Annotated in this window: 16 protein-coding genes; 6 read left to right on the top strand and 10 right to left on the bottom strand. The window is 69.8% G+C overall.

Annotated features, from left to right (window positions below; all coding sequences use genetic code 11):
* Positions 1–34: 34 nt before the first annotated feature.
* Both CEP17_RS13450 and CEP17_RS13445 read right to left on the bottom strand, forming a co-directional pair.
* A complete protein-coding gene (locus CEP17_RS13450) occupies positions 35–1,204 on the bottom strand; it encodes a glycosyltransferase family 2 protein (RefSeq protein WP_112932599.1) in 1,170 nt (389 codons plus the stop codon).
* A gap of 30 nt (positions 1,205–1,234) precedes the next feature.
* Complete coding sequence (locus CEP17_RS13445) at positions 1,235–2,467, bottom strand: hypothetical protein (RefSeq protein ID WP_112932598.1); 1,233 nt, start codon at positions 2,465–2,467, stop codon at positions 1,235–1,237.
* 58 nt (positions 2,468–2,525) lie between these two features.
* Here CEP17_RS13445 and CEP17_RS13440 point away from each other — a divergent pair, with 58 nt between their 5' ends.
* Positions 2,526–3,407: a glycosyltransferase gene (locus CEP17_RS13440; RefSeq protein ID WP_239498538.1), complete on the top strand. Its 882-nt coding sequence runs from the start codon at positions 2,526–2,528 to the stop codon at positions 3,405–3,407.
* Positions 3,408–3,413: 6 nt separating this feature from the next.
* Here CEP17_RS13440 and CEP17_RS13435 read toward each other — a convergent pair whose 3' ends face one another.
* Positions 3,414–5,447 (bottom strand): hypothetical protein, encoded by a 2,034-nt coding sequence (locus tag CEP17_RS13435; protein ID WP_112932597.1) that lies wholly within the window; start codon positions 5,445–5,447, stop codon positions 3,414–3,416.
* A gap of 106 nt (positions 5,448–5,553) precedes the next feature.
* On the opposite strand from CEP17_RS13435, the gene CEP17_RS13430 reads away from it, so the two are divergent.
* A complete protein-coding gene (locus CEP17_RS13430) occupies positions 5,554–6,585 on the top strand; it encodes a glycosyltransferase (RefSeq protein ID WP_112932596.1) in 1,032 nt (343 codons plus the stop codon).
* Here the strand turns inward: CEP17_RS13430 and CEP17_RS13425 are convergent.
* The 5 genes from CEP17_RS13425 to CEP17_RS13405 all read right to left on the bottom strand — a co-directional run bounded on the left by CEP17_RS13425 (position 6,566) and on the right by CEP17_RS13405 (position 13,159).
* Entirely contained in the window at positions 6,566–7,786 is a 1,221-nt protein-coding gene (locus CEP17_RS13425; RefSeq protein ID WP_112932977.1) for an ABC transporter ATP-binding protein, read from the bottom strand. The genes CEP17_RS13430 and CEP17_RS13425 overlap by 20 nt on opposite strands.
* Positions 7,787–7,791: 5 nt before the next feature.
* Complete coding sequence (locus CEP17_RS13420; RefSeq protein ID WP_112932595.1) at positions 7,792–8,709, bottom strand: ABC transporter permease; 918 nt, start codon at positions 8,707–8,709, stop codon at positions 7,792–7,794.
* 70 nt (positions 8,710–8,779) lie between these two features.
* Entirely contained in the window at positions 8,780–10,609 is a 1,830-nt protein-coding gene (locus CEP17_RS13415) for a rhamnan synthesis F family protein (RefSeq protein WP_112932594.1), read from the bottom strand.
* 6 nt (positions 10,610–10,615) lie between these two features.
* A complete protein-coding gene (rfbA, locus tag CEP17_RS13410; RefSeq protein WP_112932593.1) occupies positions 10,616–11,488 on the bottom strand; it encodes a glucose-1-phosphate thymidylyltransferase RfbA in 873 nt (290 codons plus the stop codon).
* 18 nt (positions 11,489–11,506) lie between these two features.
* Positions 11,507–13,159 (bottom strand): glycosyltransferase family 2 protein, encoded by a 1,653-nt coding sequence (locus CEP17_RS13405; protein WP_162722457.1) that lies wholly within the window; start codon positions 13,157–13,159, stop codon positions 11,507–11,509.
* Between the two features lie 174 nt (positions 13,160–13,333).
* Between CEP17_RS13405 and CEP17_RS13400 the strand changes: the two genes are divergently transcribed.
* On the top strand, positions 13,334–14,704 hold the full coding sequence (locus tag CEP17_RS13400; protein WP_162722456.1) for a glycosyltransferase family 4 protein: 1,371 nt from the start codon (positions 13,334–13,336) through the stop codon (positions 14,702–14,704).
* Here CEP17_RS13400 and CEP17_RS13395 read toward each other — a convergent pair.
* The gene (locus CEP17_RS13395) at positions 14,678–16,642 is read right to left on the bottom strand and encodes a glycosyltransferase family 4 protein (protein WP_112932590.1); all 1,965 of its coding nucleotides are present in this window, start codon (positions 16,640–16,642) and stop codon (positions 14,678–14,680) included. The genes CEP17_RS13400 and CEP17_RS13395 overlap by 27 nt on opposite strands.
* Before the next feature lie 221 nt (positions 16,643–16,863).
* Here CEP17_RS13395 and CEP17_RS13390 point away from each other — a divergent pair, with 221 nt between their 5' ends.
* From CEP17_RS13390 to CEP17_RS13380, 3 genes are all read left to right on the top strand, one after another.
* On the top strand, positions 16,864–17,994 hold the full coding sequence (locus CEP17_RS13390) for a glycosyltransferase family 2 protein (RefSeq protein ID WP_112932589.1): 1,131 nt from the start codon (positions 16,864–16,866) through the stop codon (positions 17,992–17,994).
* Positions 17,995–18,072: 78 nt separating this feature from the next.
* Positions 18,073–19,071 carry a dTDP-glucose 4,6-dehydratase gene (rfbB, locus tag CEP17_RS13385; RefSeq protein WP_112932588.1) on the top strand — a complete coding sequence of 333 codons (999 nt, stop codon included), beginning with the start codon at positions 18,073–18,075 and terminating at the stop codon, positions 19,069–19,071.
* 4 nt (positions 19,072–19,075) lie between these two features.
* Complete coding sequence (locus CEP17_RS13380) at positions 19,076–20,500, top strand: bifunctional dTDP-4-dehydrorhamnose 3,5-epimerase family protein/NAD(P)-dependent oxidoreductase (protein WP_112932587.1); 1,425 nt, start codon at positions 19,076–19,078, stop codon at positions 20,498–20,500.
* Positions 20,501–20,504: 4 nt separating this feature from the next.
* On the opposite strand, the gene CEP17_RS13375 is transcribed toward CEP17_RS13380, so the two are convergent.
* Entirely contained in the window at positions 20,505–23,333 is a 2,829-nt protein-coding gene (locus tag CEP17_RS13375) for a hypothetical protein (RefSeq protein WP_112932586.1), read from the bottom strand.
* Between the last annotated feature and the right edge of the window lie 132 nt (positions 23,334–23,465).

Genomic DNA, 23,465 nt, shown 5'->3' with positions numbered 1-23,465 from the left:
GTCGCCGGGTGCTACGGGAGCCGCGGCCACCGTGTCACGACCGGGTGGGGATGGTGAGGATGCCGATGAACATCCCCGTCATGATCGTCTGGGCGCCGAGCACCATCAGCATCGAGGCGGGCACCGCGACACGCAGCGTGGCCTGAGGGTCGAGGGCGCCGAAACCGGACTGCCCCCACGAGACGAACTGGATGACGAGGACCACGATCCCGATGAGCAGCGCGGCCGATCCCACGAGCGAGAAGGACTCGAGGGATGCCCGTTGAGCGAACCAGGCGAAGCTGCGGCTGCGGGGAAGCCGGAACCCTTCGCGTTCCGCGTACAGCTTGGTCAGGATCGCGAAGAGGACGCCCTGATAGCCGACGATGGCCAGTGCGGACAGGTAGACCTGGCTGGCCACGTCGAACCCGACACCGCCGATGCGGGTCGGGCCGAAGAGGAGGAGCAGGGAGCCGACGGCGCCCAGCACGAGCGCGATCAGCCCCGGCACGAGGAACAGCCAGCGGGGGCTGAAGATCAGCAGGAACCGGAGGTGGCGCCATCCGTCGCGCCAACTGCGCAGGTGCGGCGGCCGGCTGCGGCCGTCCTTGCTCAGCGTCGTCGGCACCTCGCTCACTTGGAGTCCGGCCAGAGTGGACTTGACCACCATCTCGCTGGCGAACTCCATGCCGGTGGTCTTGAGCTCGAGCCCGAGCATCGCGCGTCGGTTGTAGCCGCGCAGACCGCAGTGGAAGTCGCGGATCGGCGAACGGAACAGCATCCGACCGATCCACGTCAGGACCGGGTTTCCGAGGTACTTGTGCAGCGGGGGCATCGCGCCCGGCTCGATGCCGCCGAGGAACCTGTTTCCCATGACGAGGTCATCGCCGGCGCGCAGGCGCTCCACGAAGGGGTCGAGCGCCGTGAAGTCGTAGCTGTCATCCGCGTCGCCCATGATGACGTAGCGTCCGTTGGCCGCCTCCATGCCGCCGATCAGCGCGGCCCCGTAGCCCTTGACCGGGATGTCGACGACGCGGGCGCCGTGATCGACGGCGATCTGCTGCGATCCGTCGGTGCTGCCGTTGTCGGCGATGAGCACCTCTCCGTGGACGCCGGAGGTCTGCAGGTACCCCTTCGCCTTGTCGACGCACGTCGCGAGAGTTTCGGCCTCGTTGAGGCAGGGCATAAGGATCGTCAGCTCGACGTCGTCAGTCGCGTTCATCATCGCTCTCGGGTTTGGGGCAACCACGGGAGTCTACCCGGAAGCCGCAGAGGATCTGCTGTGCCCGGCGGGGCGCAGCGCGACGATCGCGAGCAGCAGCACGGTCAGCGACATCCCGCCGCCCGTTCCGATGACCGCCCCGACGCTTCCGCCGGCGGCAGCTCCCACGACGACCATCGTGAGGAGCCCCACGACGGACCCGACGCCGCTGCAGACCGTCGCTGTCCGGGCCCGGCCGTCGGTGGCGAGGAAGGCGGCGAGGAAGACCGACACCGAGAACCCCCAGACCGCGACCATCAGGCCTTGTGCCAGGGGGACCGCCGGGACGAAGGCGGAGCCGTAGACGAGGGGCAGCACCACGGGCAGCAACGCGGCGACGATCGCGCAACCGGCCGCCATCACCGCAGACAACGCAACCGTGGCCCGACGCACCGCGCCCAGCCGCTCGGCGGCAGGGAGCGCGGACCACCGCCCGAAGCGCGGAAGCATGGCCTGCGTCACGGCCTGGGCGACCATCGACGCGGGTGTCGCGAGGGCGAGGGCCGCGGCGAACTGGCCTGCCGCCCCGGGCGTGTCGAGCGCCGTCGCCACGACCATCGACACCTGCATGAGCCCGTTCGTCGCCAACAGCGCCAGAGAGCTCCACGCGATGAACGACACGAGCGGCACGGCGGTTCGATCGTCGCTGCCCGAAGCGGCCTCGCCGGGGCGGACCGCGACGACGGCGGCCACCGCGAAGACGAGGTAGCCGAGGACGGCCGGGACGAGCGCCCACTCCCGCCAGCCGACGGAGAGGAAGACGGCGAGCGCCAGCAGCGCGACGATGCCGGACACGACGTCCCATATGGCCGCCGATCGGAGCTTGCCGACACCGATCAGCATGCCCCGCGCGAAGATGTAGGCCGACCACGCCGCCGTCAGGCCGACGGCCTGAACGGCCGCGGCCGCGGCGCCGCCCAGCAGCAGCATCGCGACCCCGGCCCCCAGCCCCAACGGGATCAGCGAGAGCGCGAGGGAACGCCGCAGCGCACGCAGGACCCCGGGGCGATCGGCACGGCCGAAGGCGGCGGCGGCGTTTCCCGCCGCCGTCGGCCACAGCAGCGAGAGGAGGATCGCCACGGCGAAGCCCACGTTGACGGCGGCCAGGCTGTCGGCGCCCAGCACCCTGCCGACGACGGCCGTGTACGCGAATCGGGACACTCCCTGCGCCAGGAGGCCCACCGTCGAGATCACCGAGTCGACGAGCGCCGAATCACGTCGTCCCATGAGAGGGAATACTATCGTTCGACCGCGCGCGTCCGCCGCGGGGAATGAGGGACACCACGTGCTCGACATCATGTTGCCGTTCTACGGTCGCGAGGATCACTTCCGCGCCGCGGTGACGAGCGTCCTTCAGCAGGACAGCGATCAGTGGCGTCTCGTGATCATCGATGACGCCTATCCCGACCCCGCTCCGGGGGCCTGGGCGCGCCAGATCTCGGATCCCCGCGTGGAGTACCGGCGCCACGAGGTGAACCAGGGCATCAACCGCACGTTCCAGGAATGCCTCGATCTGTCGACGGCGACCTGGGTCAGCGTGTTCGGCTGCGACGACCTCATGCAGCCGAACTACGTCCGCCGCGTGGCCGAGCTCACCGCACAGTTCCCCGACGCCGGCATCATCCACCCGGGAACCGACGTCATCGACGCCGACGGCGCCCCGGCGCGCACGATCGTCGACACGGCGAAGGCCTTCTACCGCCCGCGGGGCCCGCGCCCGCGGGTGCTCGGCGGCGAAGAGCTGGCGGTCAGCATCACCCGCGGCAACTGGATGAACTTCCCTGCGCTGGCGTGGCACGGACCGACGGTCCGCGGGATGGGGTTCCGCCCCGGCTACCAGATCGTGCAGGACCTCGCGCTGGCGCTCGACGTCTGCCGGGTGGGGCGCACTCTTGTCCTCGACGACGATGTCGTCTTCCACTACCGCCGCCACCGCGGCAGCGTGTCCTCGTGGCAAGCCGTCGACGGAACGCGCTTCCGGGAGGAGCGCGCGTTCTTCCTCAGCGAGGCCGAGACGTTCGACGACGAGGGATGGCACCGCGCGGCGCGGGCCGCGCGTCGGCATCTGTCCAGCCGCATCAACGCCGCGACGCAGCTCCTGCCCGCCCTGCGCGCCGGCGACCTCCACGGTGCCCGCGGACTCCTGGCGTACGCCGCCGGGCGCTGATCGCCGTCAGGGCCGCGGCACCACCTTCGAGATGGTCAGAGCACCGTCGGGAAGATCGAAGGAACGCACCGCCGTGAGGCATGCGCTCGACTCGTCGGACGCGGCATCCGAGAGGACATAGGTGACGTGCTCCTGCGCGAAGGTGGAGCAGGCGTCGAAGGTGACCTCGATCTGGTCGGGGTAGGGGTTGCTCACCACGGGCTCCCCGTCGCCCGGCACCCACGACACGCCGGCGAGGCGGTTCCACTGGTACTCGTAGCTGCCCGAGGGATCGATGGCGTCCCACATCTCTCGCCCCGGTGCGCCCTGGAACCCGTTGAACGCGGTGGCGCCGCTCTCCAGCAGAAGAGCCGTCACGACCTTGCCCCCGACGCCGACCCAGGTGCCGGCGTGTGCGTCGTCGAGCTCCTCGATGGCCTGCGCCGGCGCGGTCGTGCGCAGATCGAACACGCCCAGATAGAGGGGGTTGATGTTGTACGACGCGACGACGGAGAGCACGAGCATCCCCGCGGCGGCGATCGTCCGCCACCCCCGGGCCACCGCCAGGATCACGATCGCGCCGACCGCGGCATACGCCCACCACACGCCCGCGGCGGCGAGGAGGTCGGGGGCGCGCAGGCCCACGGCGACGGCGATCCCGACCTGCGACAGGAGGAACACGGCGGGGCCGATCGCCGAGACGACCCAGCCGGGGCGCGCGGCCGGCGTCACCCGCGCCATCAGCAGGACGAGGACGACGAGCGAGCCGAACCCCAGCCCGATCCTGATCCGCCCCAGCGTGGTGCGATCGAGTAGGAGCAGGTGGGCGACGGCATCCCAGCCGGGGATGAAGGCGAACGCGAGCAGCACCAGCAACGCGACGTAGCCGAGCAGGAGCGCCCACGGCGTGGACCGACCCTTCCGTCGCTCGCGGACGACGAGCCAGAGCACGACCACGCCCAGGAAAAGGCCGGGCAGGAAGAAGGTCGCCGACTCCGACGCGTTCGGGTCGATGAAGCGCCCCGCCCGGCGCAGCGCATTGGTGAAGGAGGAGCCGAACAGTGCGGCGACCGCCTCCGGGTTCGCGCCGTGGCCGGTCTGCTCGAGCCGTTCGCCCGGGTAGGCCGTGGAGAGGAAGGCGGAGACGGTCCCCCAGCGCGTGAGAAGCCAGACGACGAGCACGCCCGCCGCGGCGACGCCCGCACCGAGGACGACCCCGAGGCGGCGCAGCACGGAGGCCCAGCCGATCCGGGGCGCGGCCTCGATCGCGACACCGACGACCACCGCCGCCACGACGAGCGCGACGGGGATGATGAAGGGGACGTAGATCCCCATCGCGACCACCACCGTCAGGTACCCGATGAGGATCCCGAAGGTCCACAGGCTCCGCCGCGTGCGCGATCTCGTCACCCAGAAGGCGGCGGTGAGCACCAGCAGCCCCCACGCGACGGGCCACAGCGTGGTCTGCAGCAGCCACCAGGCGAAGAACGGGCTGGCCGCGAAGGCGACCGCGACGCTCAGCGCGGTGAGGGGACGCCGCGGGAGCACCGTCAGGACGAAGGCATATGCGGCCGCAGCGACACCGAAGACCGGCAGCCACCACTTCCACGCCTGCGCGTGCCCGACGTCGAACACGAGGAATCCCCACAGGTGCGGGCGGAAGACGACGCTCCAGTCGACCCGCGGCAGGTCCTGCGGCAGGCTCGTGTCCATGCCGCCGGGGAACGTGCCGTTGATCGCGGGCAGGCCCTGCTCGACCTGGGCGATCGCCCACACCGTCTGGACGTTCCACTCGTCGGTGCGGATCGTGTTGGGGTGTCCGAACAGCAGGGCGGGGTCGCTGCCCGAGGACACCATCGGGAAGAATGCGCCGGAGGACGTCCCGTTGATGGATGTCGCGACGAGGGCGAGGAACACCACCGCCAGGATGGCCAGCCCGCCGATCAGGAGATGGGTCGCGGGCAGGCCCACGGGCGTGGGCGCGCACCAGGCGCTCCACCTCTCGCGGACATCCGTCACCGCGCGGCGCGCCGCGTCGATGCGTGACTCCGGTGCACTCACGCCGATCCCTCCCCGCCGATCGGCTCGACCCGCCGGACCCAAGACCTCCACATTATCAACGCGCACCCTGGGCGGATGCCGCGAGCGACCGCCTTATCATCGGGGGATGAGTACGGACGGTCCCCCGGCCCGATCCCGCGCGTCGAGCTTCGCCGGTCGCGCGAGACGCCTCGTCACCGACCCGGTCGGCACGGTGCAGCGGTGGCGCGCCCGGACGGCACGCCTCCGGCGCTTCGAGGCGGGGACCATGACCTGGGCCATCAAGATCAGCGCTCCCGACGACGCAAGCGCCGCACGCTGGGGCGACATGGCGTTCGCCGCCGATCTGGCCGAGGCGCTGAGCGCCGCGGGGCAGAACGTGCGCATCGACCGCCTCGGCGCACCCGCGCAGGCACCCGCCGACGTCACCCTCGTGCTCCGCGGCCTCCACCGTATCGCCCCGGAGCCCGCGTCGATCAACCTGCTGTGGGTCATCAGCCACCCGGACGACGTCGCGGACGAGGAGATCGCCCTCCCCTGGGACCGCGTCTTCGTCGCCAGCGACTCCTATGCGCGCAGCGCGAGCTGGGGGGCCGAGCCCCTCCTCCAGGCGTCGTCGCCGCGCCGGTTCCAGCCCGGACCGCCCGATCCCGACCTGCGCGAAGAGGTCGTGTTCGTCGGCACGACCCGCGGAGTGGAAAGGCCGGTGATCCGGGATGCGATCGCGGCCGGAGCGAAGGTCGCGATCTACGGGCACAACTGGGAGGAGTTCGTCGACTCCTTCTATATCCGCGCCGACCACCTCGAGTTCGCCCGGGTGCCGGCCGCCTATCGGAGCGCCGGCATCGTGCTCAACGATCACTGGGAGGACATGCGCGCCCACGGGTTCGTCTCGAACCGCCTGTTCGACGCCGCATTCGTCGGCGCGCGGATCATCTCCGACCGCGTGCCCGGGGCCGAGGAGGTCTTCGGAGGGCTGGTTCAGTCGTACACGACGAGGCAAGAGCTCGAGGCGCTGCTGCGCGGCGAAGGCTGGCCGTCGGAGTCGGAGCGGCTCGCCCTGACCCGGCGGGTCCGCGAACGGCACTCCTTCGATGCGCGCGCCCGCACGCTGATCGCGGCGGCGCGCGCCGCCGCGATCACTGCTCGTCGGCGTTGAATCGCACCTGCACGGCCGCGTCGTCGACACGGAGCACACCAGTGGTGCGCGCGTAGGGTTCCGCGTCGAAACTCGCCGCCTGGGGCAGATCGTGGATGTGCCGGCTGGCGGAGTCCATGAAAGACGTGTTGACGAAGTACTTGCCCTCGCCGAAGGTGGTCCCCTTCAGGACGAAGGTCACCGAGGCGTCGCCCCGCAGCGGGGGCAGCTCCATGCCCAACCGGCGCGTGTCGGTGCCCATCACCTTCTGACCGAGGGTGTTGTCGATCTGGATGGCGCACAGCCAGTCCTCGAGCCGATCGGTCGAACGCACGTGTGCGGTGATCTCCAGGTCGCCGCCGAATCGCAGCGGGCTGCCGGGGGCCGCACCCACGACGACGGCCTGGGTGCCGACGACGACGCCCTCCGGCGTCGCCGGCTCCTCCGTCTCGCTGCGCTCCGCGAGGCGGCGGGTCTCGAGGATGTCGCGGAACGCGGCCACGGCACCCGGCGGGTCGCCGTCGTAGACGATCTCGCCACGGTTCAGCAGCACCGCTCGATCGCACAGCTCCGTGATCTGCCCGAGGGAATGGCTGACGATGATGATGGTCCGCCCCTGCTCCTGGAAGCTGCGGATCTTGTCGAGGCACTTGCGCTGGAAGGCCTCGTCGCCGACGGCGAGCACCTCGTCGACGAGGAGGATGTCGGGATCGGTGTGCACCGCCACCGCGAACGCGAGCCGCACGTACATGCCGGACGAGTAGAACTTCACCTGGGTGTCGATGAAGTCGGCGATGCCGGAGAACTGGACGATGTCGTCGAACTTCTCGTCCGTCTCCTCCCTGCTGAGGCCGAGCACCGACGCGTTGAGGTAGACGTTCTCCCTACCGGTCAGATCGGGGTGGAAGCCCGCGCCGAGCTCGAGCAGCGCCGCCAGACGTCCCCGCTGGCTCACCTCGCCCGCCGTCGGGTCGATGATCCCGCCGATGACCTTGAGCAGCGTGCTCTTGCCCGAACCGTTGTGCCCGATGAGACCGATCGTCGTCCCGGCGTGGATGTCGAGACTGACATCGCGCAGCGCCCAGAAGTCCTCGCGGTGACGCCGTCCCGCCCGACCGAGCGTGACGATGCGCTCCTTGATCGACGAGTCCTTGCGGACCGTGAAGCGTTTGGACACCTCGGCAACCCGGACCACGACGGGCGTATCGACGACTGACGACATCTTGTTCACATCTCCTGGGCGAAGTTGCCCTGCAACCGCAGGAACACGCGGTGGCTGACGAAGAGCAGGGCCAGCCCGACCACCAGCGCGATCGCCATGCGCAGCAGGAGGCCGTCGGGCTGAGGGACGCCGTCCCCCGCGACCCAGAAGGCGTGCTGGAAGCCGATGACCGCGAGAGTCAGCGGGTTGCTGGTGTAGACATCCAGCAGGAGCGGCGAATGGATGCTCGAGCTCACCATCTGCCAGCTGTAGACGACCGGGCTCGCCCAGAACAGCAGCATCGTGCCCAGCTCGACCAGGTACTGCACGTCTCGCAGGTACACGTTCAGGGCGCTGAACAGCAGCCCGAGGGCGGTGCCGAACACCACGATCAAGGCCAGCGCGGGGAAGAAGTAGAGCAGCTGGAGGTGCACCGGCGGCTTGCCGATGACGAAGGTCGCGACGATCAGCACCACGAGCTGGATGCCGAAGTTGAACAGCGCCGATCCCACGCTTGCGAGCGGGAACACCTCGCGCGGCACGTAGACCTTCTTCACGAGGCCCGAGTTGCCCAGGATCGAGCCCGTGGCGCCCACCGTGATCTCGGTGAACAGACCGATCGCCGTGAGTCCGGCGAAGATGTACACGGCGAAATCGGGGATCCCGCGCGCCGCCTGCAGGAACTGGCCCACCACGATGAAGTAGATCGCCAGCTGCAGCAGCGGGCGCGCCAGCGACCAGAAGAAGCCGAGCGTGGAGTCTTTGTAGCGCGACTTCAGGTCACGGCGCACCAGCAGGCCCAGCATCTCGCGGTGCCCGAGCAGGTCGCGTAGCGACAACCACGTGCGCCGGAGGCCGAAACCGGAGGCCGCGCCGATCGTCCGCATCGGAGTCCGCTCCAGGCGGTCGTATCGCGCGGTCGCAGAATCCGAGGACTGAGACATCCTTGAGATTCTACGCGAGCCGCCGTCGCGCTCCGGACACCGATCGCCCGGGGTCGCGGCGGCGACGGCGTCAGACCGGCATCCCCCAGCGGCGCAGCCGAGCGGCCGCGCGCGGGTGATGCCGTCGGAGGTACATGCGGGCGAAGTCGCGCCAGCGTCCCGAGCCCACGGGGCCGACCGACCGCAGGTAGGCGATCGCCTCGCCGCCGTCCGGCGGCAGCGACGACGAGAGCGCGTCCAGGCGGTACTCGATCGCGGTGTGACTGATCGCCGTGTATGCCGGCGTCGCGACGGCGCGTGCATGGTAGCCGCGCTCCGCGGCCGCCAGGACGGGCAGCCGCTCCAGCACGTGCGCCAGCCCGCCGTCGACGTACGCCTCGGCCCCGCCGAAATCGGCGTAGTGCCAGGCATGGTCCACGAGCGGACGCAGTGCGTCCGGGCGTGCGACGAACATCGACCCGTACGGGGCGATCGGGGACCCCTCGTCCAGGGGCACGTCGATGCCGAGCGTGGCGCAGAGGCGTGCCGCGCCGTCACGGTTCGCCCACCACGCATGACCCATCGTCGGGTAGCCGAGGTGGACCATCGGGGGGTGGACGATGCCGAGCGTCCTCTCGCGCTGGAAGAGTGCGACGAGCTCCGCGGCGTAGCCGCGCGACGGCAGGAGGTTCTCGAGCAGCTGATCGCGGAAGTGCCGCGCGACACCGGGATCGTCCTGGGGCGACGCCTTGGAGTGCAGCTTGACGACCAGGTCGTAGCGGTCTGCCCGGAGCTCCTCACGGCATCCGATCAGGAAGGCGCTCTGGTCACGACCGTCGTTGGAGTCGACGACGCGCACCTCGACCTGCGCCGCGCCCTCGGTGACTCCCAGCACCTGACGGATGCGACCCGCCCGCTCCTCGTCGGGTGTCGTCACGATGACGTCGAACCCGGCCGGCAGGCGCTGGGCGTACGCCATCAGCTCGGGGGCCCTGTCGGGGTAGTACACGTGCATGGCCACCAGGATGCGCATCGGCCGCGTCGCGTCGTACCCCTCTCCGCCGTGCCCGAGGACCTCGAACAGCGCCGCATTGGTGGACAGGACCCGGGGGGCGACGCTCGTGACCAGCGCGGGCCACACGAGATCGACCGGGTAACCGGCACGCGCCGCCTGGACGAGCAGCTCACGCCCGATCACCCCGTGGCGCGCCAGGTCCTCCGGCGGCGCGCCGAACACCGACCGCGCCAGGAGCGGACAGCCCGCCGCGAGACGAGCCGCGGGAGAGAACACGACGCCCTCCTGCTCGCCGTCGGCCCGGCGCCGGGCCGACGGAAAGGCGACATCGCCCGAGAAGCCGGCGGCACGGAGCTCGTCCGCCCAGGCCGCGGTCGCCGACACCCCGTCGACGCCCGGCACGCCCGCCCGCCGCCGCCAGAACGGCGAGGACAGCACCGCCGGACGCAGGACGATCCATTCCGGCGGGCGGACGCCCTCGAGGTCGCGGGGGGCTCGATCCACGTCGGTCATCGTCCAGTAATCGGCCGGGCGCGATGCCATCCGCGCGAACACGTCCGCGAGGGGCGTCACCGGGCCGAACCACGAATCGTCGGTCAGCACGAGCTCGTCGACGTCGTCCAGCCGATCCCCCACGCGCGCGATCCCGTCCGCGAAGGCGGACGCGGTCGCCGTGGGGTCGTCGCAGAGCACCACCTCATCGGCGACGGCGGCCACCCGTGCCCGCGAGAGGTCGTCGGAGGCCCCGTCCAGCACGACCACGAGGATCTCCGCCTCGTGTCTCAGCCGTTCCAGCGCGTACAGCGCGTAGTCGTGGACGCGCCCCTTGCGGCAGGCCGTCGCGTACACGACGGCGCGGCGCGGCGCCGGTGTCGCGGTCAGGGGGTCACGCGTGTCGGCAGACACCGGGGCTCAGCGCGCTCCCTGCTCGAGCACCTTCAGCAGATAGGCGCCGTAGCCGCTCTTGACGAGAGGCTCGGCCCGCTCGCGCAGCTCGTCGTCGGAGAGGAACCCCATCCGCCAGGCGACCTCTTCGGGCGACCCGATGGACAGCCCCTGACGCTTCTCGACGGTGCGGATGAAATCGGTGGCTTCGCTGAGGGAGTCGAAGGTGCCCGTGTCGAGCCACGCGGTGCCGCGCGGCAGCAGCTCGACGCGCAGGGCCTCCCGTTCGAGGTACGCCTTGTTCACGTCGGTGATCTCCAGCTCGCCGCGCGGCGACGGAGCGAGGCCCTTCGCGATCTCGATCACGTCGTTGTCGTAGAAGTACAGTCCGGGCACCGCATAGTTGCTCTTCGGCGCGACGGGCTTCTCCTCGAGAGAGACCACGTTGCCTTCGGCGTCGAACTCGACCACCCCGTACGCGGTCGGGTCGTCCACCCAGTACCCGAAGACGACCCCGCCGGTCAGCTCGCTGTACTGGCGCAGTCGCGTTCCCATGCCCGGGCCGTAGAAGATGTTGTCGCCGAGCACGAGAGCCACCGACTCGGAGCCGATGTGCTCCTCTCCGAGGATGAACGCCTGCGCCAGACCGTCGGGGCTCGGCTGGGCCGTGTAGGTGATGGAGACGCCGAAGCGCGATCCGTCGCCGAGAAGGCGCTGGAACTGCCCGGCGTCCTGCGGCGTCGTGATGATGAGGATGTCGCGGATGCCCGCAAGGATCAGCGTCGAGAGCGGGTAGTAGATCATCGGCTTGTCATAGACCGGCACGAGTTGCTTCGAGATGCCGAGAGTGATCGGGTGGAGCCGCGATCCCGTGCCGCCGGCGAGAATGATGCCACGCATGTCCCCCATTGTGGTGGATCAGACGGGGCTCGTCGAATACGATCGCACCGCTTCGACGAATCCGCGCCGGGCAGCCCGCGCCGCTCGCGCCGCGGAATCGTGCCCGTTCGCGCGCAGTTCGCGCCAGATGTCGTCGTCCGCCAGGACATCGCGCAGCGACGACGCGAGCTGGGCGAGGTCGCCGGGACGATGGGTGAGGGCGTTGTACCCGTCGAGCACCTCGTGACTGAGCCGCGCGTCCTGAGGGGCGAGGTAGGCCGCTCCGATCGACATCCCGGCGAAGGGCTCGAGGCTCGAGGAGTGTGCCCGCAGATCGACCACGGCGCGGGGCCGCAATGCCCGGACATCGTCGATGTGGACCCCGGCCGGCAGATGGGTCGCGCGGCCGATCGCATCCACCGCGGCGCGCGTCGCCGGGTCGGCGCCGAGGGTCACGATGAGATCGTCCGACGCGTCGGCCAGGTCGGCGGGGGCGACCGCGGGAGCGATGCGGCGGCGCACCTCCCAGGCCGCCTCGGCCTGGAGCTGCGCCGCGGTCCAGCGGTTGGGTGCGACGTAGTCGAACTCTGGCCGGTATCCGGCGATGATCGAGGCCTGGCGTGCCGGGTCGTGCGGGTAGGCGATGCTCTCGATCGAGGGGAGCAGGTAGATCGGCAGGGATCCCGCCGTCCCCGCCAGCCACCCCGTGGTCGCCGCACGCCAGTCGCAGACCACCACGACGCCGGGCGTCGCCGCGAGGTCGCGCAGGAGGTCCTCGTCGGGATCCTCCGACACGTCGATCACCCGCGACTGCCGGCCTTCCGCTCGGATGTGCTCGGCGAGGCCGTCCACATACCGTCGCCACATGGGTTCCGTGGCGTCGCCCACCAAGAACGTGACGGGAGCCTCGTCGGACATCTCCCGCGCCAGGAAGTCCGCCTGCCAGCGGCGCCAGAACCTGCGCATCGACGCCAGCTCACGCGGACCCTGACTGTACCCGCGCGACGCCGACTCGTGGTGGATGAGCATGGCCGCCGGCTGGTAGTAGCACCGCACCCCGCGCGCCCACGCACGCAACCCCAGGTCGACGTCCTCGAACCCCAGCCAGTACTCGTCGTCCAGGAGCCCGACCCGCTCGTACGCGTCGCGCGTGATGTAGACGCAGGCGCCCGAGATCGACCGGTTGTAGCCCGGGACGTTCGCCGTCGGCTTCATCGCCGGTGCGCCGACGTGGAGGTGCCCGAACCACTGGGGCGCGAGAAGCCTCGCGTAGTAGGTGCCGGCGTACTGGATGCGACCGGTCGGGTAGACGAGCTTCGGGCTGACCATCCCGATGTGCGGATCGATCTCGTACGCGCTGTACTGCAGCGCCTCGAGCCATCCCGGCTGCGCCACGATGTCGCTGTTGAGCAGGACGATGTCGTGCCGGGCGAGCTCGATGCCGACGTTCACCGTGCCCGCGAAGCCTCGCCGTCGGTCCTTCAGCACCACGCGCACCGTGTCGCTCTCCAGCGTCATCAGCTGCGCCGACACCTCCGCATCGATGAAGTCGTCGACGATGATGACCTCGTACTCGACGTGCGCGCAGGTCTCCTCGATGCTGCGCAGCGCCTCGCGCAGCAGCGGGAGGTCGTTGTAGCTGGGGATGACGATGCTGACCGGACGGCCGTGCGCGTCGAACCAGGACCGCATGCCGGGATTGGGCTCGGCGCCCGCCGTGTTGAGAGAATAGGATCGCCGGGCCCACTTCTCCCGTACACGCTCCTGAGCGCTGCGGGGAAGAGCGTCGACGGCACGACGTGCGATCCTCTTGAGGATGTCAGGCATAAGGCGGCGCGTTCTTTTTCGATGATTTCGGAGTTTTCCATGGTACCCATCGCACGCGAGACGCCCGCACGGCCACGGATGGTGGTGGTGGCGGCCGACGTCGTCGGCACGCAGATGGCGGGCCCCGGCATCCGCGTCGTCTCGATCGCGCGGGAGCTCGCGCGCGTCGCCGACGTGACCCTCGCCGTCGGCACGCCGGAGAGCGAGCTCAGCGCCCTCGCGGACGAACCGTTCGCGATCGTCTCCTACGACCACCCCGATGCCCTCGTGCCCCTCGTGGAGGCCAGCGACGTCGCCTTCTGCCAGATCACCGACGAGAACGTCGTGCGGCGCGGCGTCGCCGCCGGCTGCCGATTCGTCTTCGACCTCTACAACGCGCTCCCGGCGGAGGCCATCGGATCCGACCGCATCGGCGGCTTCGACACCCAGCCCCAGATGGACGACGTCTTCCGCAACGTTCTCTCCTTCTTCCGCCTCTGCATGACCGCCGGCAGCTACTTCGTCACCTCGAACGAGCGTCAGCGCGACTTCTGGATCGGCTACATGCTGGCGTCGGGCGGACTGCTCCCCAGCAATCTCGACGGTCGCGACGTGGGCGAGATCGTCGGCCTCGTGCCGTTCGGCATGGAGCGCGGCGAACCCGCCGCGACGACGCACCCGCTGCGCGGGCAGGGCGCGATCGCCGAGGACGACCTCATCCTCTTGTGGGCCGGCGGCATCTGGGACTGGTTCGACGCCGAGACGCCGATCCGGGCCGTCGCCGCGGTCCGAGAGGAGCATCCCGAGGTGCGGCTCGTCTTCTACGGCACGACCCATCCGAACCCTCTCGTCGGCCGTCCCCGCAACGTCGAGCGGGCCATGACCCTGGCCGCCGAGCTGGGCGTGCTCGACGACGGCGTGCACTTCATCGACGGCTGGGTGCCGGCCGCGGAACGCGCCGGGTACCTGCTCGATGCGGATGTCGCGGTCTCTGCGCACAAGGAGTCTTTCGAGACGCGATACGCCTTCCGCACCCGCATCCTCGACCACTTCTGGGCGTCGCTGCCCAGCCTGGTCACCGAAGGCGACTGGTTCGCCGACTACATCGATCAGCTCGACCTGGGCGAGGTCGTGGGCTACGGCGACGTCGAGCAGACACGAGCCGCGATCCTCCGGCTCACCGACCCGCAGCGACGGGCGCAGATCCGCGCCAACATCGCCCCCATCCGCGAGACGTGGCGTTGGGAGTCGACGACCTCCGACCTGATCGACGCCGTGGCCCATTGGCAGACGCGGCTGCCGCAGCGGACCCTCGCGGAGGTCACCGCCACGCCGCCGGCAGCGGCGCCGCGCAGCGCCCTGCGGGAGCTGGTCTCCCGCTCGCCGCTGGGCGCGCTCTACCGGTCACTCCGCAAACGGCTCGCCCGCTGAGGCCGCCTCGGCGACCCGCTGGTAGAAGTCGGCGACGTCGTCGAGCACCAGCGGCCACCGATACCGCTGCGCGGTCTCCAGCCCGGCCCTTGCCAGCCGCGCACGCTCGTCGGGGTCCGCGAGCAGCGCGCGCAACGCCTCCGCCAGGGCGCGATCGTCGTCCTGCGGGACCATGACGCAGTTGACCCCGTCGATGCAGAAGTCCCGGTTGCCGTGCGAGTCCGTGGTCACCACGGGCGTTCCGGCCGCCATGGCCTCCAGGATGGGCAGGCAGAAGCCCTCGTGCCGCGACGTCTGCACGAAGACGGCCGCGCTGTTGTAGAGCTCGTTGACCTCGACGTCGCTGGGGCGCTCGACGTACTCGACACCCTCGTCGACGAGCACGTCGGGCTCGGTGCCGAACAGGAGGAGGGTCGGGCGTGGGGCGGGGAGGGAGCGCCAGGCACGCGCCGTCATCGCGAAGTTCTTCTGGAAGAAGGAGCGTCCCAGCGCGACCACGGTGTCGCTCTCGCGGAGCCACCCGGGCAGTTCGCGGAAGACCGAGGGGTCGTAGCCGTTGCGGATGAGCGTCGCGGTGACGCCGACCTCGGCGAGCTCCCCACGCTGATAGGTCGCCTCGGTGACGGCGATCATCTCGCGTCGGTAGGAGGCGACGACCGCCGCCCGTGCCACCGGATCGTCCGGGTAGAACCAGGTCTCGAACTCCTGGACCAGGTAGACCGGAACGCCGTGGTTGGCCGTCGCCAACCAGACGATGTCCGCGGTCTCCCACCAGGTCGCGACCTTGATCGCATCCTCGTTGCGCAGCGACAGCAGGAGGTCGTCGTAAGAGCGGTAGGTCGCGACGCGCACGCGCAGATCGAACCACTCCGGGTGCTCCTGGAGGGACCAGATCTCCACGTCGAACCCGCGGTCGGCCAGTCCGTTGGCCAGCTCGAAGACGATGCGGATGCCGCCGCTGATGCTCGTCGCGTTGAGCACGAAGATCACGCGCAGGCGTCCGTCCTCGCCGCGGACCTCGCGGTGGAGGATCCACCGGCGGGACTCCCCCACCAGCGTGAGTTCGGGCACCGTGCGCACCTCGACCGCCGTGGACGACAGGCAGAGGGTGCGGATGTTGCCGGACCAGCCTCGACGCACGAGGATGCCGACCTGTGCGTCGAGGTCGAGTCCGCGCAAGTGCCGCCCCGCAATGTCGACGCGGTCGATGGCCGCCGACGTCGCGTAGAAGCCGTGCGCGGCGGCCGTCAGCACGTACCGCGGGATGGCACCGCTTCCCTGGTCGGCCGGGCCGGTCCAGCGCGGGAGGACGTCACCCTCGCGCCGGTCGACCTCGTAGCCGGCGGCGAGCCCCGCCGGCGACGAGAACGCCGGTGTGACGAAGCCCACCTCCCCATCGCGGTGGTACTCGTGCGCCGCATGCTGGAGCTGCGAGATCGTCGGCACCGAGAGCAGCCCCTCGCGCGCGTCGATGAGGACGAGGTCCCATCGCCGGTGCTCGCGGTGCATCCAGTCGAGGATGGCCGCCAGCTCGATCTCCGGAGCCCCCGATCGCCCGGAGACGTCGACGCCGGGCGGGACGACGGTCAGCCCCGCGGCCGTCTCCGGCGACAGCAGGAAGTGGGAACGCAGCGCGCGATGCGTGTCCGTGAGCCACTTCGCCAGTCCGGGTCCCGCCGGGCCGTGGACGACGATGACCGTCGGCTTCCACCTCGAACGACGCCAATACTCCGCCCGCGCGGGGGTCAACGAGGTCGTCACTCCGTTCGCGTAGGTCGCTCCGCGCGGTGCGACGTACGCGCGCAGGCTCCGGCGGTGCGCGGCGAAGGCACGGGGCCCCAGACGGACGAGGGTGGCGAGGGCGCCGACCTTCGACGAGACGGTTTCGAGGTTATCCGCGACCAGGCGCACGGCGCGCCGAGTGATCCGCTTGAGCATGTCACCTGCTTCTGTTCGAGACTGCCGGACAGACAGCAGCTTCGAGTGTACGGGCGGTCCGCGTGAGAAGACTGGATGCCCGTTGACGGCGGCATCCGCGCCCGGAGCCCGGGAGCGCGCCCACGGGGAGCGCGACCATCCAGAGCGCGCCCATCCAGAGCGCGCCCATAGAGTAGGAGGACAGCGACCCCCTCTATCCCGAGAGATCCAGAATGATTGCGATGACAATGATGGTCCGCGATGAAGCGGACATCGTCGGTGCGATGATCGAGCACCACCTGGCGCAGGGAATCGATCTCTTCCTCGTCACCGACAACGGATCGGTCGACGGGACGACCGAGATCCTGGAGGAGTTCGCTCGCGCCGGTCGGATCGAGCTCGCGCACGACCCGCGTCATCTCAAGCAGCAACACGAGGTCGTGACCGCGATGTCGCGCGAAGCGGCCCGCCGCGGTGCACAGTGGGTCCTCAACGCGGACGCCGACGAGTTCTGGGTGTGCGCGCAGGATGCATCGCGCACCGTCGCCGAGGAGCTCGCGCTGATCGACCCGGCGATCGGCGCCTTCGAGGTGCCCGTCATCGACATGACGGGGGCGCCGGCGGTCGCCGGCAGCGGCCTGCAGCGACTGCTGTACCGCGATGAGCGCCCCGACGAGGTCATGCAGGCCCTCGGCATCCACGCGCACGCGACACCCGACGTGGCCTTCGTCCCCCGCGAGGACGTCACCGTCGCGCAGGGCAATCACTTCGTCGACGTGCCGCCGGCGGGCGATCTGGAACCCGGCCGCGGCCTGCGCGTGTATCACTTCCCCTGGCGCTCGTGGGCCCAGTTCGAGCGCAAGGTGAGCAACGCCGGGCGCGCCTACGAGGCGTCTCCGCACCTGCGCCCGAGCATCAACCACCACGGCATGAGGGACTACCGCCGTCTGCAGGACGGGCTTCTGCTCGCCTCGTACATCGCTCGGCACCCTTCCGCCGACGCGCTCGCGGAGGGGATCCGGGAGGGGTGGTTCATCGAGGACCGCCGGATCGCCGACGCGACGCCCTCCCCGGAGCCCGATGAACTCTTCTCTCCCGAGACGATCGACCTCGAGCGAGAGGTGGCGATGCGCATGGTGCCGGTCGATCGCCGTGTCCTGGGTCTCGAACGGGAACGGCGCGAGGCCCTGGACCGTCTCGCCTTCGAGAACACCCACGTCGCGGAGCTGGACGAGCTCGTCGCGAGGTTGCGCGAGGAACGGGACGAGAGCCGCCGAGCCGAGCAGGAACGACGCGACGAGATCACTGCCCTGCATCGGAGCCGCCTGGTCCGATGGGCTCTGCGACTCAGCGGCGCCCTGCACGCACGCTAGCCCCGCAGACGGCGCGCGGTGCGCTCGGCGGGTGCGACGTACACGGTTCCCCCGGGTTCGCCCCGGTATTCTGACCTGATGCGAAAGCTCCTCGTCACCGGCGGCGCCGGCTTCATCGGCTCCAACTTCGTCCACCACGTCATCGCGCACACCGACGACCACGTCACCGTGCTCGACAAGCTGACGTACGCCGGAAACCGGACCTCGCTGGACGGGCTCCCGGAGGACCGGCTCGCGTTCGTCGAGGGCGACATCGCCGATGCGGCGCTGGTCGACGAGCTGTTCGCCGGGGCGGATGCGGTGGTGCATTACGCCGCGGAATCGCACAACGACAACAGCCTGAACGATCCACGTCCGTTCCTGGACACCAACATCATCGGCACGTACACGCTGCTGGAGGCCGCGCGTAAGCACGGGACGCGTATGCATCACATCTCGACCGATGAGGTGTACGGGGACCTCGAGCTGGATGATCCGGAACGGTTCACGGAGAACACCCCCTACAACCCCTCGTCGCCGTACTCGTCGACGAAGGCGGGTTCCGACCTCCTCGTGCGCGCCTGGGTGCGCTCCTTCGGCGTGCAGGCGACCATCAGCAACTGCTCGAACAACTACGGCCCGTACCAGCACGTCGAGAAGTTCATCCCGCGCCAGATCACGAACGTGATCCGCGGCATCCGTCCGAAGCTGTACGGCAAGGGTGAGAACGTGCGCGACTGGATCCACGCCGACGACCACTCCTCCGCCGTGCTCACGATCCTCGACAAGGGTGTCATCGGCGAGACGTACCTGATCGGTGCGGATGGGGAGAAGGACAACAAGACCGTCGTCGAACTGATCCTCACCCTCATGGGTCAGCCCGCCGACGCCTACGACCACGTGACCGACCGTGCCGGCCACGACCTCAGGTACGCGATCGATTCGACGAAGCTGCGCACCGAGCTCGGCTGGGCTCCGCAGTACCGGGATTTCGAGGCGGGTCTTGCCGCGACGATCGACTGGTACCAGCGGAACGAAGCATGGTGGGCGCCGGCGAAGGACGGCGTCGAAGCGTTCTACGCGTCGAAGGGGCAGTGACGCGGTGACCGAGTACGGGAAGAACCTTGCGGTCACCGAAACCCCGATCCCGGGGCTGGTGGTGTTCGATCTGCCGGTGCATGGGGATGCGCGCGGCTGGTTCAAGGAGAACTGGCAGCGGGAGAAGATGACCGCACTCGGCCTGCCCGATTTCGGCCCCGTGCAGAACAACATCTCCTTCAACGATGCTGTCGGCACCACCCGCGGCATCCACGCCGAACCGTGGGACAAGTGGGTGTCGGTCGCGACCGGACGCATCTTCGGCGCCTGGGTGGACCTGCGCGAAGGCCCCACCTTCGGGGCCGTGTACACGACAGAGCTGGACCCGTCGAAAGCGATCTTCGTCCCCCGCGGCGTCGGCAACTCCTACCAAACCCTCGAAGCGGACACCGCGTACACGTACCTCGTGAACGATCACTGGTCGCCGAGCGCGGAGTACTCGTTCCTCAACCTCGCCGACGAGACCGCCGCGATCGACTGGCCGATCCCGCTGGACGAGGTCGAGATCAGCGAGAAGGACAAGAACCACCCCCGCCTCGCGGACGTGACGCCCATCCCACCGAAGAAGATCCTCGTCATCGGGTCGAACGGGCAGCTCGGCACGGCCCTGCGCGCCCAGTACGGCGACGCCGCCCACGTCGAGTACACCGACCGCAGCTCCCTCGACATCACCGCGCCCGGCCTCGACCGCGCGCGCCGCTGGCGGGACTACGGCGTCATCATCAACGCCGCCGCGTACACCAAGGTCGATCTCGCCGAGACCGAGGAAGGGCGCCGCGACGCATGGGCGGCCAACGCGACCGCCGTCGCCGCCCTCGCCCGCGTGGCGGCCGCGAACGACATCACACTCGTCCACGTCTCCAGCGACTACGTCTTCGACGGCACGCTCGATCGCCCGTACACCGAGGACGACGCCGTCTGCCCCCTGGGCGTGTACGGACAGACCAAGGCGGCAGGCGATCAGATCGTGTCCGGCGTGCCGCGCCACTACATCGTCCGCACCAGCTGGGTCATCGGCGACGGCAACAACTTCGTGCGCACGATGGCCGCGCTCGCCGCGCGCGGCGTCGACCCGAAGGTGGTGAGCGACCAGACCGGCCGTCTCACGTTCACCGCGGACATCGCCGCCGGCATCCAGCACCTCCTCACCACCGGCGCGGAATACGGCACGTACAACCTCACCGGCGGCGGGGAACCCACCACCTGGGCCGGCATCGCCCGGCGGGTCTTCGAGCTCACCGGTCACGATCCGGCACGCGTGACGGGAGTCACCACCGACGATTACTTCGCCGCCGCGACGGCTCCCGTCGCGCCTCGGCCGCGCAACAGCGTCCTGGATCTGTCGAAGATCGCGGCGGCGGGATGGGCTCCCGCGGCGTTCGAGGACAGCCTGGGAGCGTACCTGGGGCACGCGAGCGGGCGGCCCTGACGGGTCAGGTCACGTTCGCGCCGAGGGGCAACTGCGCGAGGCTCCCGGACGTCACCGTGAGGACACGCGGCGAGGCCGTGCCGGCCAGACGCACGAGCGCCGACATCGACGTCACGTGACGCCGTTCGCCGCCCTGGAGGACGTAGACCTCCGCGGTGCCCGACACGCGAACGAACACGGCCTGCGGCGCGTCCGCCGAGAGGGTCAGCTTCGCGCAGGCCCCCGCTCCGAGATCGGACGGAGTGAATCCGGTCGCATCCGCGAAGGCGAACAGCGTGCCCGACGCCGCCACGTAGACGGTGCCGCCGCAGCGGACGATCGGAGACAGGGTGCCCGCCTGCGTGAAGGAGGCCACGACCGCGGCCGGGACGCTGACCACCGATGACCGGGCGATCCCCAGGTCTTCGGTCACGCCGAAGGACGGGACGTGGAGGATGCGTGCGCCCTCGATGGGCAGCCACACCGGCGCCTCACCGGTCGCCTGGATCGGGGTCCCCACCGTCACCGACACCTGCGGATCGCCCAGCGGGAACTGCGCGAGGGTGCCGGCCGTCACGTTCAGCACGCGCGGCGACGACGTCCCCGCCAGCTCGACGAGCTTGGCCATCGAGGTGACGTGCGCGCGGCTGCCGTTCTCCAGGAGGTAGACCTCCGCCGTTCCCGACACGCGCGCGAAGATCCGCTGAGGCGCATCCGGGGAGAGCGTCAGCACTCCGCAGACCGCCGGACCGAGATCGGATGCGGTGAAGCCGGCGGCATTGGAGAACCGGTACAGCGTCCCGGACGCGGCCAGGTACACGGCCCCGCCGCACGAGACGATCGGCGAGAGCGTGCCCGCCTTCGGCAGGGAGGCGACCACGGATGCCGGTACGGACGTCACCGACGAGCGCGGGATGCCGAGGTCTTCGGTGACCCCGAAGGAGGGAACGTGCAGCAGTCCGCCACTGCCGATGGGAAGCCACACGGGGGCCTCGCCGACGCCCTGGATCGGGACCCCGGCCGCCACCGAGAGGTATGCCGGCCCGATCGGGATCGGGGTGAGGGACGCCGACGAGACGGTGAGGACGCGGGGCGACGCGGAGCCGGCCAACTCGGACAGCTTCTGGCGGGAGGTGACGTGGCGGCGCACGCCGCCTTCGAGAACGTAGACCTCCGCGGTTCCCGATGCCTGCGCGAAGATCTTCTGCGGCGCATCGGTCGACAGCTTCAGCGTGCCGCACACGGCGGATCCGAGGTCCGAAGCCGAGAACCCGGAAGCGTCGGAGAACGGATACAACGTCCCCGATGCGGCGAGGTAGGTCTTGCCTCCGCAGGCGACGACGGCCGAGAGCGTCCCCGACTGCGTGAATCCGGCAAGGTCGTCGGACGAGACCTCGACGACGGCACCGTTCAACCCGATGTCCGACGTCACGCCGAAGGACGGCACGTAGAGCAGACGCCCGCCGTCCGCGACGGCCCAGACACGTTCGTCGCCCCGCATGCGCACGAGCTGCCCCGTCGCGAAGCGCAGACGGTCGATCTTGTACGTGCGCACGGTCGCGGCCGACATGACGGCGGCGTAGGGATCGGTGACCCCGGCGCCCTCCTTCAGGGCGCGCGCGTCGAAATACGGCACGAGGGAGGTGCCCGAGATCGCGTGGATGCGTCCGCCCGCGGTCAGTCGAGCGAACGTCGTCATCTCGCTTCCCGCGCCGAGCCTGCTGAACACCTCGGGGCCGACGTTGGTCAGGCCGGAGCCGCAGGCGCCGCCCCAGGCCGACACCAGCGTGCAGCTGGAGAAGCGATGCGTCGTCCCGCCGTCGAGGTAGGCGACGACCAGGGTGGAGTTGTTGCGCAGGTACCGCGTCGCGTCGCCGGCATCCGTGGTCGCGCCGTTGAGCAGCGACGCGGAGACCGGCGAGGGGTTCCCGAAGGCCGCTTGGTAGGCCGGCCAGTCCGCTGCCGTCACGTGGTAGCGCTTGCCCGCGGTCATCAGATAGATGTCGGCTCCGACGTTGTACAACCCGCCGTCGGCGAACTGCGTAGACCCGAACCAACTCGTGTAGTAGTTGAAAAAGTTGCGGTTTCCGTAGCTCGAGCAGCCGTCACCGAGCCCCCAACCGGCGGCAAGAGAGGCGGCGTTGGGCTGGTAAGGCGTGTAGTTGTACAGTGCCGCGGTGGCGTAGTTCTGGATGTTGAGGTTCGTCCCGCCACATGCGGCGTTCGGGCTGTACCCGATGAAGTTGACGCCCGGTTGCTTGCCGAAGCGTCCCGCCTTGTAGATCTTGAGTTGACGCACGCCCTGTACGATCTGAGGGCCCACGCCGGAGTAGGCGGGATCACACGGCGACGTATCGGGACACGACGCGCCCATCGCCGCCTGCAGGTTCCAGTCGGACGGTGCGCTGCTCGTTGTCAGCCCCTGCTCCTTCTGTAGCGTGACGAGAATCGCCTTCGCGGAGATCCCACATGCGACCTGAACGCGGTAGATCAGTTCGGATGTGCGCATGGTGCCGCCCTGGAGTGAGGAGCAGACGAGATCGCCCGTCACCGCCGAATACCAAGCGTCCCTCGAGGAAATACTGACGTTGAGGACGTTCAGGCACTTGCCGTTGCTGCAGCTGCCGATCTTCGCATCGAGGAAGGCCTGGATTTCCGCCGACGACATGGCGTTACCGTCGTAGAAGAGCGCGTCGGAGATGATGTTCTCCGGATTGAATCCGGCTACGGCGGCGGCCTGGACGATTCCAGTCTCGACCGCGGCGGGAGCGGCCGTCGGCACGGCGGCGGCGGGAGCCGCGAGCACGAGCGACCCGATCAGCGCCGCTGTCGCAGCGACGGCTCCGGCGAGCATCCCTCGCTGTGAGTGCCGATCAGGGCGGGGGGACCGGACTCGGGTACGCACGTGACCATTGTTACTGATGTGACGTGCTGATACCACCGGGGCAGGCCAGACACGCCGAAGACACGCCCCGATCACGCGTCC

The organism is Microbacterium sp. PM5, assembly GCF_003293595.1.
Lineage (GTDB): Bacteria > Actinomycetota > Actinomycetes > Actinomycetales > Microbacteriaceae > Microbacterium.
Note: the sequence above shows the minus strand (reverse complement) of the source record. Positions and strands in the feature narration are given on the sequence as shown.

Bases quoted from the DNA above. Each gene is read 5' to 3' on its own strand.
- CEP17_RS13405 (WP_162722457.1), bottom strand. From the start codon at position 13,159: ATGCGGTCCTGGTTCGACGCGCACGGCCGTCCGGTCAGCATCGTCATC.
- rfbA (WP_112932593.1), bottom strand. From the start codon at position 11,488: ATGCGTGGCATCATTCTCGCCGGCGGCACGGGATCGCGGCTCCACCCG.
- CEP17_RS13420 (WP_112932595.1), bottom strand. From the start codon at position 8,709: ATGTCTCAGTCCTCGGATTCTGCGACCGCGCGATACGACCGCCTGGAG.
- CEP17_RS13425 (WP_112932977.1), bottom strand. From the start codon at position 7,786: ATGTCGTCAGTCGTCGATACGCCCGTCGTGGTCCGGGTTGCCGAGGTG.
- CEP17_RS13390 (WP_112932589.1), top strand. From the start codon at position 16,864: ATGACAATGATGGTCCGCGATGAAGCGGACATCGTCGGTGCGATGATC.
- CEP17_RS13430 (WP_112932596.1), top strand. From the start codon at position 5,554: ATGAGTACGGACGGTCCCCCGGCCCGATCCCGCGCGTCGAGCTTCGCC.
- rfbB (WP_112932588.1), top strand. From the start codon at position 18,073: ATGCGAAAGCTCCTCGTCACCGGCGGCGCCGGCTTCATCGGCTCCAAC.
- CEP17_RS13375 (WP_112932586.1), bottom strand. From the start codon at position 23,333: ATGCTCGCCGGAGCCGTCGCTGCGACAGCGGCGCTGATCGGGTCGCTC.
- CEP17_RS13445 (WP_112932598.1), bottom strand. From the start codon at position 2,467: ATGGGACGACGTGATTCGGCGCTCGTCGACTCGGTGATCTCGACGGTG.
- CEP17_RS13450 (WP_112932599.1), bottom strand. From the start codon at position 1,204: ATGATGAACGCGACTGACGACGTCGAGCTGACGATCCTTATGCCCTGC.
- CEP17_RS13395 (WP_112932590.1), bottom strand. From the start codon at position 16,642: ATGCTCAAGCGGATCACTCGGCGCGCCGTGCGCCTGGTCGCGGATAAC.
- CEP17_RS13400 (WP_162722456.1), top strand. From the start codon at position 13,334: ATGGTACCCATCGCACGCGAGACGCCCGCACGGCCACGGATGGTGGTG.